Origin of the sequence: Pseudophaeobacter sp. 1A16562 (assembly GCF_041008785.1) — a bacterium.
GTDB lineage: Bacteria > Pseudomonadota > Alphaproteobacteria > Rhodobacterales > Rhodobacteraceae > Phycobacter > Phycobacter gallaeciensis_A.
Genome location: NZ_JAXGFT010000003.1, coordinates 171,008 through 184,714, shown reverse-complemented (window position 1 = coordinate 184,714; position 13,707 = coordinate 171,008). Strand labels below are relative to the sequence as shown.

The window sequence follows — 13,707 nt, the reverse complement described above, 5'->3', positions numbered from 1 at the left end:
CCATGCGCGGTCCCCACAACATTATCCGCCTGATCCGCACCGGCGCCACGTTGGAGCGTACCGGCGCCATGAACGTGGTACTGGACGCCTTTGAAGCGCCAAAGCCGCTGCGCATCCTGGCGCATACCCTTGGCTGGCCATTCAAATGGCTGGGCTACAAGGGCGATCCACAGATGCCCGCCGCGACCCGCGCTCTGACCGCGCTGGGACCGGCCTACATCAAGTTCGGACAGGTCCTGTCCACCCGCCCCGATGTGGTGGGCGATGATCTGGCCCAGCAGCTTCGCGTCCTACAGGACAAATTGCCCCCCTTCCCGCGCGAAGTTGCGATGGCCGAAGTGGCAAAAGAGCTGGGCCGACCGGTGGATGAGGTATTTTCCGAGTTCAGCGAGCCGATTGCCGCCGCATCAATCGCGCAGGTACATCGGGCACGGCTGGCAGATACCGGAGAATACGTCGCCGTAAAGGTGCTGCGCCCCGGCATTGAACGCGCCTTCCGCAAAGACGTGGACGCCTTCTATTTCGCAGCGCGCATCGTCGACCTTTTCGCCCCTGGCGCCCGGCGACTGCGCCCCATGGATGTGATCGAACATTTCGATGGCGTGGTACAGGGTGAGCTGGACCTGCGCCTGGAAAGCGCCGCCGCCTCGGAATTTGCCGCCAACACCGGACAGGACGAGGGCTTTACCCTGCCGCCGGTTCAATGGAACCACTCGGCGCGCCGGGTGATGACGCTGGGTTGGGCCGATGGTGTGCCGCTGGGTGACAATGACGCCATCGATGCGGCGGGCCACGACAGGCAGGTACTGGGCGCACGGGTGCTGACCCTGTTCCTGCAACACGCCCTGCGCGATGGCTTCTTCCACGCCGACATGCACCAAGGCAACCTAAAGGTCGCCGCCAATGGCGATATCATCGCCTATGATTTCGGGATCATGGGGCATATCGACGAATACACCCGCCGGGTCTACGCCGAGATCCTGTTCGGCTTCATCAAGCGCGATTACAAACGTGTCGCCGAGGTGCATTTCGAAGCCGGCTATGTCCCCGCCGACCGCGACGTGGATGAATTCGCCCGCGCCCTGCGCGCGGTCGGGGAGCCGATCTTTGGCATGGACGCCAGCCATATCTCCATGGGCCGCCTGCTGAATTATCTTTTCGAGGTGACCGAGCGGTTTGGCATGGAAACCCGGACCGAGCTGATCCTTTTGCAACGCACCATGGTCGTTGTTGAAGGTGTCGCCCGCTCGCTGGATCCGCATATCAACATCTGGGAAGCCGCCCGCCCCGTGGTCGAGGATTACATCAAGAAATCCATCGGCCCGCGCGCGGTGGCGTCGGATCTGCTCAGCACGGCCCGGGTGATGGCCCGCTTTGGCCCGCGCCTGCCCGCGCTGGTGGAACGAGCGCTTGTCGCGCAGGTTCAGGACACAGAGGCGCACCCGCGCAGCTCCTGGGGCTGGCTTGCACCGGCGATTATCGGGGCTGGTGCAGGTGGTCTTTGTGTGGGGCTGTTGGCGCTTGCTCTCTGAACACGGTCGGCTCCGGCAAATCACGCAAAAAGCCGAAACCATAGGGCCGTGAAGATGCCCAAAATCCGCAACTGGTCGAAAATCAGAGGGGGGCGTCGACCCAAACCGTCAAGTGTTTTCGCTTTCCGTCCTTGGCCTGAAGCGAAACGGCTCCCACCCCCTCGCTGAACCTAGAACCGCAGCCGACCATAAATGGCGCTGCGCGACCAGATGAGCTGGAGTAGTTGCCTTTGCAACGGAATTCGACCTCCCCCAGCGCATAAATCGGATATGCGGCTTGAGGTCTATTAAGTTCCCTGACAGCAACATTCGCCGGACCAATGTCCAGAACCAGTTGCTTACCGTAGTGAGAAAAAAGCTTCGCTTGCGCTCTTTTTCCGCCACTGCAGGAGATAAAACCATCGTGGACGTCAGCTCCGCGAAAATACGGGATCTCTCCTGAACAAATAACCGTTCTTCTTGAAGTCCGGAATTCAGCTTCAGGCGTTCCTTCGAAACTTGGCGAGAGAACCTTTCCATCACCAGTCGTGACGAGAACGGGTTGAACAGTGTTCTCTTGGTTTCTACACAACTGCGCTGTAGCCGCTACTGGGTAGACCAAAGGGGCGACCAGAACATTTGACGCAGTCAATCCCGCTGCGCCAGCGGTCTCTTGGTCACAACCGACACAGAGGGACGCCGCGAACATCGATAAAGCCCTCAAAACACTGTTCGAAAGTGCACCTATCAAAACACCGCTCCATCGCGTCCACCGGACTCGGAGACTAGGCGCGCCAAATGGTTTTGTAGTTGAGGTAAATCAATATCAGCAGAAACGACCAAAAGCAGCACAGCAGTATTTGCAGGCTGACCGCGGCAAGCAAGAACAAGGTCTCCCGCGCGGATTTGCCCTCCTGTTGGAGGTCTGCCCCCTGAAACCCGGCGCGCGTGGACCTGCCACACGCGCCAGTTATCGCTTATCAGAGACGTTCGATCGCCAGGGCGATGCCCTGACCGCCGCCGATGCACATGGTGATGAGGCCCAGCTTGCCGCCAGTGCGCTCCAGTTCATACAGCGTCTTGATGGTGATCAGCGCGCCGGTGGCGCCAACCGGGTGGCCCAGTGCGATGGCACCGCCGTTGGGGTTCACCTTGGCCGGATCAAGGCCCAGCTCCTTGTTCACCGCCAGCGCCTGCGCGGCAAAGGCTTCGTTGGATTCGATCACGTCGAAATCGCTCGCCTTCAGACCGGTTTTCTTCAGCAAGTTCTGCACCGCGGGCACCGGGCCGATGCCCATCACCTCGGGGCGCACACCGGCATGGGCGTATCCGACGACCCGCGCCTTGGGCGTGAGACCGGCTTTTTCAGCCGCCTCGGCCCGCGCCAGAACCAGCGCCGCTGCACCATCATTGATGCCCGAGGCGTTGCCCGCAGTTACACGGCCATCCTTCTGGAACACCGGACGCAGACCGGCCAGCGCCTCCATCGAAGTCGCCTTGGGGTGTTCGTCCACCTCGAACGGCACCATGTCGCGCTTGACCTTGACCTCAACCGGCACGATCTGGCTGGCAAAATGCCCCGCCTCGATCGCTGCCGCCGCGCGGGTCTGGCTGGTCAGCGCGAATTCATCCATCTGTTCGCGGGTGACGCCGTGTTCATCCGCCACGTTTTCCGCCGTGACCCCCATGTGGCCGGTGCCAAAGGGGCAGCTCAACGCGCCCAGCATCATGTCCAGCGATTTCACATCGCCCATCTTCTGACCCCAGCGCGCCGACGGCGTGATGAAGGGGCTGCGCGACATGTTCTCGGCGCCGCCGGTCAGGGCGTAATCCGCATCCCCCAGCATCAGCGACTGGATACCCGAAACGATGGCCTGCGCACCCGATCCGCACAGGCGGTTCACGTTCATCGCCGGGGTGCCGTTGGGAATGCCTGCCTGCATTGCTGCGACACGGGACAGGTACATATCGCGCGGTTCAGTGTTGATCACATGGCCAAAGACCACGTGGCCGATCTGTTCCGGGGCCACGCCCGAACGCTCCAGCGCCGCCTTGGAAGCCACGGTGGCCAGGTCGATGGGGGCGGTGTTGGCCAAAGCGCCACCAAAGGTGCCAATGGCGGTCCGGGCGCCGTCCAGGATCACGATATCGGTCATTTTTCTCTCCTCACGAGTCAGTTGCGCGCATTATGCAGATGCAGCATCCGCTGTCTTGTCAAACGTACCGTCATTGACAAATCAAGACGCAAACCGCACGGTTCCGTTATGCCGGAAAACACAGACGATATCCTGACATTGCTGCCATCGCGCCTGAAAGAGGCCCGCCGCGCCAAGGGCCTAAGCCTGGAAGCCGTGGCGAACCTGTCGGGCGTCTCGCGTTCCATGGTCAGCCAGATTGAGCGCGGTGAATCCAGCCCCACGATTGCCACCTTATGGAACCTGACGCGCGCCTTGCAGGTGGATTTTGCCGGGCTGCTAGACGCCGCTGACAAGGCGGACCGGATCGAGGTGCTGCGCGACGGTGATGTGCCCACCATCGACAATATGGGGCAAGGCTGCCGGATCCGCATCCTCTCCCCGCCCGAGGACGCAGGCGGGCACGAGGTTTACGATATCCTGCTTGATGCGGGCGGCGCGCTGGACAGCCAGCCGCACGGGCGCGGAACGGCCGAGCATCTGACGGTGCTGGAGGGCGATATCACGGTCACATCTGGCAGCGCCCGGATGCGCCTGCACACAGGGGATACCGCGCGCTATGCAGCCGATATCCCCCACAACATCACCGCACCAGATAGCGCTGCGCGGGTCTTTCTGATCGTCAAGAACGGCTGAGCCCGATCCGGAGCCGATCCTGTTGGCCTGTCGCGCATGCGGCAGGCACGCCCCTGCCCACCCCACGGCGGGCGCTGAGCACATCGATGCCATCCGGTCATTAGATTCCAATACCATCTCAATCCAAAATTCCAGTTTCACGGATATTTTTCCGCCATTAAGAATTTCCCCTATTTGGGAATCAAATCCGTTATGGTAGACACACTTCCGACGTAGAAGGAGATTCCCCATGTCCAATGCCTTTTTGACAGATATCGCCAAGACCCTGGACGCGATCGAAGCCGAAGGTCTGACCAAGCGGGAACGAATGATCACCTCCCCACAGGGGGGCGAAATCACGGTGGGCGACCGCGAGGTCATCAACCTCTGCGCCAACAACTATCTGGGACTGGCGGATCACCCCGATCTGATCTCCGCCGCCTGCAATGTCATGGATGACAAGGGGTTCGGTATGGCCTCGGTCCGGTTTATCTGCGGCACCCAGGACATCCACCGCGAGCTGGAGCAGAAGCTGGCAAAGTTCCTGAACAAGGATGACGCCATCCTCTTTGCCGCCTGTTTTGATGCCAATGGCGGGCTGTTCGAACCCCTGCTCGGCCCCGAGGATGCCATCATCTCGGACAGCCTCAACCATGCCTCGATTATCGACGGGGTGCGCCTGTGCAAAGCGAAACGCTATCGCTACCTCAACAGTGACATGAATGATCTGGAGGCCTGGCTGAAACAGGCCCGCGAGGATGGCGCACGCCATATCATGATCGCCACCGATGGCGTCTTCTCGATGGATGGCTACCTGGCCAAACTGCCTGAGATCCGCGCGCTCGCGGACAAATACGACGCCGTGGTGATGGTGGACGATTGCCACGCCACGGGGTTCATGGGGCCGCATGGCGCCGGGACGCCGGATCATTTCGGTGTCGATGTGGACATTCTGACGGGAACTTTGGGCAAAGCACTTGGGGGGGCCATCGGCGGTTATATCGCCGGGCCGCAGCCAGTGATCGACCTCCTGCGGCAGCGGGCGCGGCCCTATCTGTTCTCCAATTCGCTGCCGCCCTCCATCGTTGCTGCCGGGATCGAGGCGCTGAACCTTGTCGAACAGGGCGCGGATCTGCGCGCGCGCCTGTTCGAGAATACCCGGTTCTGGCGCGCGGGGCTGGAAAGCCTAGGCTTTGATCTATTGCCGGGCGAGCATCCCATTGTGCCGGTGATGCTGGGCGAGGCGCAGTTGGCGCAGGACATGGCGGCGCAGCTTTTTGACGAAGGCGTCTATGTCTCTGGCTTCTTCTTCCCGGTGGTGCCGCGCGGCCAGGCGCGTATCCGCACCCAAATGAACGCGGCCCTGACACGCGAAGAACTGACCCGCGCCCTTGCCGCCTTTGGCAAAGTGGGCAAATCGCTGGGAGTGATCTCATGACACGGCCTGACAGGATACCGAACACCATGAAGGCCCTGGAAAAATCCAGACCCGAAGAGGGGCTCTGGATGGTGGACGCACCGGTGCCCGAGATCGGCGCGGATGATGTGCTGATCAAGATCAACAAGACCGGCATCTGCGGCACCGATCTGCATATCTGGAACTGGGACGACTGGGCGCAACGCACTGTGCCCGTCCCGCTGATCACCGGGCATGAGTTCGCCGGGGAGATCGTCGAGCTTGGCAGCAACGTGACGGATCTGAAGATTGGTCAACGCTGCTCGGGCGAAGGGCATCTGATCGGCCATCACTCGCGCCAGTGGCGGGCTGGCAAGTTCCATCTGGATCCCGAAACCCGCGGCATCGGCGTCAACGAACAGGGTGCCTTTGCCGAGTATCTGCGCCTGCCCGCCTTTAACGTGGTGCCTTTGCCGGATGAAATCCCGGATGACATCGGCGCGATTCTGGACCCTCTGGGTAATGCGGTTCACACCGCGCTCAGCTTTGATCTGGTGGGAGAGGACGTGCTGATCACCGGCGCCGGACCCATCGGCATCATGGCCGCAGCGGTTGCCCGCCACGTTGGTGCGCGCCATGTGGCGATCACCGATGTGAACCCAGCGCGGCTGGCCCTTGCCGAAAAGGTCGCGGATGTCCGTGCCGTGAACGTGGCTCAGGAAGACTTGCAAGACGTCATCGCGGAACTGGGCATGACCCAGGGTTTCGATGTCGGGCTTGAGATGTCAGGAAACCAATCCGCGCTTGATCAGATGATCGAAGCACTGGTGATGGGCGGCAAGATCGCGCTTCTTGGCATTCCGCCCGGAAAATCCCCGGTCGACTGGAGCCGTATCGTCTTCAAGGCGATCACCCTGAAAGGGGTCTACGGACGCGAGATTTTCGAGACATGGTACAAGATGATCGCCATGCTGCAGAACGGCCTCGATATCTCGGAAATCATCACAAACCGATTCGGAATAGATTCGTTCAAAGATGGATTTTCCACCATGAAATCCGGTCGGTGCGGCAAGGTGATTCTAGACTGGACCTGACCAAACGGCGCGGACAGAACAACGCCCAAAATCATGCGCAATACCCAATAAAACAACAAAAAACCGCCCTATCAAGGGGCGGTTTGCAATCTGGTCAAGCGCGGTAAATTGGCGTGACTGGCGCTAAAACATGTCATCCCAGAACCGAGAAGAAAAACAGAATAAAACTCGTAAAGCAGCGTCCAGCCACAGTTCACTATTAGCACACTTCTCTGTGATTTGCGACGAAAAGCGCTGGGATTCTGCGTAAAAAACGCGGTTCTTTTGGTTAGGCGGAGCCTATGCTTTTGCGCCCCTGATCGCTCAGTAGCCAGCAGTCCTTTCCTTCGAAGACGGCAGCACTCAGCGGGCGGCCAAAGCCTGCGCCGCTGTCCAGATTTACACGGTTGCCGCGATGCTCAGCGCTTGGGACATGGGTGTGGCCATGCACCACCAGCCAGGGGTGTCGGCGGGTGTCGTCGAGGAATTCATGCCGGATCCAGATCTTGTCATCCTCGGTCTGCGCCTGCAGCGGCACGCCGGGACGGATGCCCGCATGGACGAACAGCAGCTCGCCCTGTTCATGGTGGCTGGGCAGGGCCGCCAGAAAATCCCGGTGGCGCTCCGGCACGGCGGCGCGCGCTTCTTCGTGCACCTCGTGGATACGCGCCCGTTCCGGAACATCTACCCCGTAAGAGGCCAGCGTCTGCACCCCGCCGATCTTCTCGTGCAGCCAGTGATAGCCGACCAGCAGTCGGGCATCGTTGCGGGGATAGTCCTCCATGAACATCGAGAACATGCGGTCGTGGTTGCCCATCAGGCAGGTCCAGTTCTTGCCCGCCGCCTGCCCTTCGATCAGCAGATCCAAGACACCCCGGCAATCCGGCCCACGATCCACGTAATCGCCAAGAAACACCACCTGAGCATCGGGACCACCATCCGCCGCGATCCGCTCCAGCGCCTCTTCCAGCATCTCGCGCTGTCCGTGAATGTCTCCTATGGCGTAGATCGGCGCGGGCATGGGCATCTCCTTGGCTGCGATACGGAATAGATGGCCGAAGCGCCGCCCTATCACAAGGGGCAGCCTGTGGGGCGCCAAAGGTTAGCCGCGAATGACGCCACCTGCCCGGTGGCGCAGCGCGGAAAATAAGTGGATCGAAAACCGGAAACCGGTCACAGTTGTCGCCACCTGCCGCAACCGATCCGCCATTCAAGGCGGGCATGGGATGATACGGCAGGCGTTTTTGGTGAGTTCAAGGGGGACGATCAGATGAAAGGTATTTCATCCGCATTTTTCATTGTCGCGGTCAGCGCGGCGCTTGGGGGTATGGTTTGGGGCATCCAGATGGCCGCGACGGGCGATCACGTCCTGTCGCCCGCGCATGGGCATCTCAACCTGATCGGCTGGGTCAGCTTTGCGATCTTCGGCTTTTACTATCATCTGGTGCCAGCCGCGGATCAGGGGTTGCTGCCAAAGCTGCATTTTGCGCTGTCTGCCGCAGGGCTGGGCCTGATCGTGCCGGGCATTGCCATGGCCATTGCCAGTCACAATGAAATGCTGGCCAAGCTCGGCTCGGTGCTGACGCTGGCGGGGATGTTAGTGTTTTTTGTGGTCGTGCTGCGGTCGATCCGGAAATAAGCGGCACGCGGCGCAGGGGCACATGAAAAAGCCGCCCCGGGTGAAGGGGCGGCTTTTCCGATTTCAGGCCATAAGGCAGGTTATTTGACGTCGAACTGCAGCGGCTTGATCTGGTTGAACAGGCCGGTTTCGGCCAGCTTGGCGCGCGCCTCGGCCGGGACCACACCATCGACATACAAGAGCGCGATCGCTTCACCGCCAGCCACAGCGCGGCCCAGGGTAAAGTTCGCGATGTTGACGCCATGATCGCCCATGGTCTTGCCCAGGGTACCGATGATGCCCGGCACGTCGTTGTTGGTGGTGTAGAGCATGTGCTCACCCACTTCGGCGTCGATGTTGATGCCCTTGATCTGGATGAAGCGCGGCTTGCCATCCGAGAACACGGTGCCCGCGATGGAGCGTTCACGCGTCGGGGTCGCCACCGTCACCTTCACGTAGCCTTCAAAGGCACCGGACTGTTCCTGGTTGGTGGTCGAGACTTTGATGCCGCGCTCCTTGGCGATCATCGGGGCCGAGACCATGTTCACATCCGGGTTGATCGACTTCATGATCCCGGCAATCAGCGAGCAGTTCAGCGCCTCAAGGTTCATCTCGGACGCGCAGCCATCATAGAGGATGTTGATCGCCTTGATCGGCTCGTCATCGGTCATCTGGCCGATGAAGGCGCCCAGATGTTCGGACAGCTTGATCCAGGGACCCATGACCTTGGCTTCTTCAGCCGTCACCGAGGGCATGTTGAGGGCGTTCTCGACGGCGCCGGTCAAGAGGTAGTTCGCCATCTGCTCGGCCACCTGCAGGGCGACGTTTTCCTGCGCTTCGGTGGTGGCGGCGCCCAGGTGCGGGGTGCAGACCACGTTGGGCAGATTGAACAGCACGTTGTCCTTGGCTGGCTCTTCCGAGAAGACGTCAAAGGCCGCACCGGCAACGTGACCGGATTTCAGTGCTTCCGCCAGTGCCTCTTCATCGACCAGGCCACCGCGGGCACAGTTGATGATCCGCACGCCCTTCTTGGTCTTGGCGAGGTTTTCAGCCGACAGGATATTCTTGGTCTGATCGGTCAGCGGCACGTGCAGGGTGATGAAGTCGGCGCGGGACAGCAGTTCGTCCAGCTCGACCTTTTCGACACCCATCTTGTCGGCCTTCTCCTGACCCAGGAAGGGGTCATAGGCAACGACTTTCATCTTCAGGCCACGGGCACGGTCACAGACGATGCCGCCGATGTTGCCCGCACCGATGACGCCCAGGGTCTTGCCGGTGAGTTCAACACCCATGAACTTGGATTTTTCCCATTTGCCCGCGTGGGTAGAGGCGGAGGCTTCGGGGATCTGGCGAGCAACGGCGAACATCATCGCGATGGCGTGTTCGGCGGTGGTGATCATGTTGCCAAAGGGCGTGTTCATCACGATCACGCCTTTTTTCGACGCGGCTTCCTTGTCGATGTTGTCGGTGCCGATACCGGCGCGGCCGATCACCTTGAGGTTGGTGGCGTTCTCGAGGATCTTCTCGGTGACCTTGGTGGCCGAGCGGATGGCAAGACCATCGTAGTTGCCGATCACCTCGGCCAGCTTGTCCTTGTCCTTGCCAAGGTCGGGCTGAAAGTCGACCTCGATGCCGCGATCACGGAAGATCTGAACGGCGGCTTCGGAGAGTTTGTCGGAAATGAGTACTTTGGGGGCCATGTCTGGTGGTCCTTTGTGCGGGGGCCTGTGGAAAGGCCGTCAATTTTGAACGAGGGAAGCGTCCGACCCTGGTGGGTGCAAAGCGCCCTCCTGGAGGAGGGTCGGGCGCTGCCCGGCGGTGCCGCCGGGCGAAGTCACTTGATCAGCCTTGCGCGGCAATCTCGGCCTCAAAGGCCCATTCGAGCCAGGGCAGCATGGCCTCGATATCCGAGGTTTCGACCGTGCCACCGCACCAGATCCGCAGACCGGCAGGCGCGTCACGATAGGCGCCGATGTCCAGCGCGATGTTTTCCGCTTCCAGGCGTTTGGCCACGGCCTTGGCAAAGGCAGCGCCGTCCTTGATGCGGTCATCGGTGAACTTCAGGCAGACCGAGGTGTTCGACAGGGTCGCCGGATCCTTGGCCAGGAAATCGATCCAGTCGTGCAGTTCGACAAAATCGGCAACCGCCTTGGTGTTGGCATTGGCGCGGTTCTGCAGCCCTTCAAGACCGCCAACCGAACGCGCCCAGTCCAGCGCGAAGAGGTAGTCTTCGACCGCCAGCATAGAGGGCGTGTTGATGGTCGCACCGGAGAAGATACCGTCGATCAGCTTGCCGCCCTTGGTCAGGCGGAAGATTTTCGGCAGCGGCCATGCGGGCGTGTAGCTTTCCAGGCGCTCAACCGCGCGCGGGGAGAGGATCAGCATGCCGTGGGCCGCTTCGCCGCCCAGCACCTTTTGCCAAGAGAAGGTGGTCACATCCAGCTTGTCCCAAGGCAGATCCTGCGCAAAGGCAGCCGAGGTGGCATCGCAAAGGGTCAGACCTTCGCGGTCCGCCGGGATCCAGTCGCCATTCGGGACGCGAACACCCGAGGTGGTGCCGTTCCAGGTAAAGACGACGTCATTGGCAAAATCGACCGAGGCCAGATCGACGATCTCGCCGTAGTCTGCGGTCTTGGCGACGGCATCCAGTTTCAGCTGCTTGACCACATCGGTGATCCAGCCGGAGCCGAAGCTTTCCCAGGCGAGCATCTCAACGCCGCGGGCGCCCAGCAGGCTCCACATGGCCATTTCCATGGCACCGGTGTCCGATGCGGGCACGATGCCGATCTTGTAATCAGCGGGGATCCCCAGAACTTCGCGGGTGCCTTCGATGGCAGCCTTCAGCTTGTCCTTGCCGACAGCGGCACGGTGCGAGCGGCCCAGAGGCGCATCTGCGAGTTTGGTCAGATCGAATGTGGGGGGTTTGGCACAGGGGCCCGAGGAAAAACGCGGATTGGCCGGCCGCGTAGCCGGTTGCTGGTTAGCCATTGATGCTATCCTTCCAGATAAATGCCCCTCGTTGGGGAGGGGTGTCCCACGGACGGAGCTAAGGCCTGCCGCGCGGCCGCGCAATACGCAAAACGACAGATTGCGGCGATCTGGCGCGCAATTGCGACCCCTCCTGACGCCTTTCGGAAACTTTCCACCCCGGATCGGCACCCGATCCGCCCCGTACAGGCTCTGTCATTGCGGCGAGGTATGGGATGCTGTTGTCTGTCTCCATGGTGTTTCGAATCGGATTTCGCGGATGAGCAAACTGGCGCTGGTGACCTATTCCTTTGCGCTGCTGCTGATGGTGGGCTGGCTGCTGACCGCCGGTCAGGCCGTGCTGCTGCCGATCCTCGTGGCCGTGATCGCCGTCTACATCCTGACCACCGCCGCCGAGGTTCTGGCCGATGTGCCAGGGTTCGGCCGACTGCCCCGTACTGCGCGGCGGCTGCTGGTGCTGCTGGCCGTCCTTGCCGCCTTCATGGTGCTGGCCTCCTTCATTACGGCCAGCGCCACGGCGATCTCTGCCGCCCTGCCGCAATACGCCGCCAATCTCGATAAGCTGCAGCACGATTTCCTGACCTATCTCGGCGTCGACGAGGTGCCCAGCTGGGCCAACCTGGGCGAAAGCCTGCTGGACCTGATCGACGCCACCACGCTGATGCCCGCGATGCTTGCCACCATCAGCAACGGCGGCACCCTGATCGTCAGCGCCGCGCTATACGCCGTGTTCATCCTGACGGAACTGGACCGGCTGCCGGAAAAGACCCTGATGGCGATGCGCGAGCCGGAAGATGCCGAGCGCACACTGGAGCTGGCCCGCAAGATCAACGACAAGATCGGCGGGTATCTGGCAGCAAAGACGCTGGTGAACGTCATTCTGGGGCTGGTGTCCTATGCGATCCTTCTAATGCTGGGGATTGCCCACCCGGCCTTCTGGGCGATCCTGATCGGGCTGCTCAATTACATTCCCTATATCGGCTCGATCATCGCGGTGTTCTTTCCGGTCACCATCAGCCTGATCCAGTTCGGCTCCTTCGGCCACGCGGCGCTGGCGCTGGTGACGCTGATGACGCCCCAGATGATCATCGGTTACTACGTTGAGCCGAAATACCTTGGGCATTCGGTCAACCTCAGCCCGTTCTCGGTTCTTCTGGCGCTGGCGCTCTGGACCGAGCTTTGGGGCATGACCGGCGCCATTCTTGCGGTGCCACTGACCGCGATGGTGATGATCATCCTCGCGGAAATCCCGACCACCCGCTGGCTGGCAGTGCTGATGTCCCAGAACGGCAAGATCTGACCCCCCAGCACATGCAGGCATGCGCGATTGGCCGCAGGGGCTGGCCCCGGCGATCCCGCCTCGCTATGACATGCCGCAATTCACCCTGTTCCTGTCTCTCCCCCGCTCCGGAGCCTGCCTATGTATACCGTCACCCTGCTTTGCAATCCTGCGGCGCCCTGCCTTGAGGCGACCCTGGTCGAGTCCCTGCGCAATGCCTGGGGCGGCGGCGAGGCCCAGTGGCTGGCCCCCGACGTGGCCGCCGAGTTTGTGCTGGAGACACTGCCGGATAACCAATGGGACGTCTGGCAGGACCTGCAGAACATGGCCGTTGATCTGGTCATCCAGCCGACCGAGGGACGCCGCAAACGCATGCTGCTGGCGGATATGGATTCCACGATGATCCAGCAGGAATGCATCGACGAGCTGGCAGAGGTTGCTGGCGTCGGGGAACGGGTAAAGGACATCACCGCCCGCGCGATGAACGGCGAGCTTGATTTCGAAGGCGCCCTGACCGAACGGGTTGGCCTGCTGAAAGGCCTGCCCGAAGGCATGATCACCGAGGTTCTGAACACCCGCATTACCCTGATGCCGGGCGGGGCAGAGCTCGTCGCCACGATGAAGGCAAACGGCGCCTATACGGCGCTGGTCTCGGGCGGGTTCACCGCCTTTACCGCGCGGGTCGCGGGCCAGCTGGGCTTTGACGAAAACCGCGCCAATACCTTGCTGACGGCAGAGGGCACGCTGACCGGTGATGTGGCCCGCCCGATCCTGGGACGCGAGGCCAAGGTCAACGCGCTGGAAGAGATCACCGCCCGGCTGGGTCTGACTGAGGCAGAGGTGATCGCCGTCGGGGATGGTGCTAATGATCTTGGCATGCTCAGCCGTGCGGGCGCAGGCGTTGCGCTACACGCCAAGCCGTCGGTGGCGGCGGAATGTGATATCCGGATCAATCACGGGGATCTCACTGCGCTGCTTTATGTGCAGGGCTATGCCCGCAGCGATTTCCAGGCCTGATAGACGTGCTCGACC

Annotated in this window: 11 protein-coding genes; 7 read left to right on the top strand and 4 right to left on the bottom strand. The window is 61.4% G+C overall.

The features are described 5' to 3' along the window. The first annotated feature begins 2 nt into the window (after positions 1-2). Complete coding sequence (gene ubiB / locus SM764_RS05295; protein WP_368947856.1) at positions 3-1,532, top strand: 2-polyprenylphenol 6-hydroxylase; 1,530 nt, start codon at positions 3-5, stop codon at positions 1,530-1,532. 959 nt (positions 1,533-2,491) lie between these two features. Here ubiB and SM764_RS05290 read toward each other — a convergent pair. Then, a complete protein-coding gene (locus SM764_RS05290; protein ID WP_369001208.1) occupies positions 2,492-3,667 on the bottom strand; it encodes an acetyl-CoA C-acyltransferase family protein in 1,176 nt (391 codons plus the stop codon). Between the two features lie 108 nt (positions 3,668-3,775). Between SM764_RS05290 and SM764_RS05285 the strand changes: the two genes are divergently transcribed. From SM764_RS05285 to tdh, 3 genes are all read left to right on the top strand, one after another. Continuing rightward, positions 3,776-4,342, top strand: coding sequence for a helix-turn-helix domain-containing protein (locus SM764_RS05285; protein WP_369001207.1), 567 nt, complete (start codon positions 3,776-3,778; stop codon positions 4,340-4,342). 229 nt (positions 4,343-4,571) lie between these two features. Then, positions 4,572-5,759: a glycine C-acetyltransferase gene (locus SM764_RS05280; protein WP_369001206.1), complete on the top strand. Its 1,188-nt coding sequence runs from the start codon at positions 4,572-4,574 to the stop codon at positions 5,757-5,759. Then, positions 5,756-6,811: an L-threonine 3-dehydrogenase gene (gene tdh / locus SM764_RS05275; protein ID WP_369001205.1), complete on the top strand. Its 1,056-nt coding sequence runs from the start codon at positions 5,756-5,758 to the stop codon at positions 6,809-6,811. Before SM764_RS05280 ends, tdh begins: the two co-directional genes overlap by 4 nt. A gap of 268 nt (positions 6,812-7,079) precedes the next feature. Here the strand turns inward: tdh and SM764_RS05270 are convergent, their stop codons facing one another. Then, positions 7,080-7,811, bottom strand: coding sequence for a metallophosphoesterase family protein (locus SM764_RS05270; protein ID WP_368947860.1), 732 nt, complete (start codon positions 7,809-7,811; stop codon positions 7,080-7,082). Between the two features lie 249 nt (positions 7,812-8,060). Here SM764_RS05270 and SM764_RS05265 point away from each other — a divergent pair, with 249 nt between their 5' ends. Beyond that, positions 8,061-8,429 carry a hypothetical protein gene (locus tag SM764_RS05265; protein ID WP_065272190.1) on the top strand — a complete coding sequence of 123 codons (369 nt, stop codon included), beginning with the start codon at positions 8,061-8,063 and terminating at the stop codon, positions 8,427-8,429. 80 nt (positions 8,430-8,509) lie between these two features. Here the strand turns inward: SM764_RS05265 and serA are convergent, their stop codons facing one another. Continuing rightward, positions 8,510-10,108, bottom strand: a complete 1,599-nt coding sequence (gene serA / locus SM764_RS05260) for a phosphoglycerate dehydrogenase (protein WP_274837916.1) — start codon at positions 10,106-10,108, stop codon at positions 8,510-8,512. A gap of 142 nt (positions 10,109-10,250) precedes the next feature. After that, complete coding sequence (locus SM764_RS05255) at positions 10,251-11,396, bottom strand: phosphoserine transaminase (RefSeq protein ID WP_274829416.1); 1,146 nt, start codon at positions 11,394-11,396, stop codon at positions 10,251-10,253. Positions 11,397-11,655: 259 nt separating this feature from the next. Between SM764_RS05255 and SM764_RS05250 the strand changes: the two genes are divergently transcribed. Then, positions 11,656-12,696 carry an AI-2E family transporter gene (locus SM764_RS05250; RefSeq protein WP_369001204.1) on the top strand — a complete coding sequence of 347 codons (1,041 nt, stop codon included), beginning with the start codon at positions 11,656-11,658 and terminating at the stop codon, positions 12,694-12,696. Positions 12,697-12,816: 120 nt separating this feature from the next. Then, positions 12,817-13,692 (top strand): phosphoserine phosphatase SerB, encoded by an 876-nt coding sequence (gene serB / locus SM764_RS05245; protein WP_368947864.1) that lies wholly within the window; start codon positions 12,817-12,819, stop codon positions 13,690-13,692. The last annotated feature ends 15 nt before the right edge of the window (positions 13,693-13,707 follow it).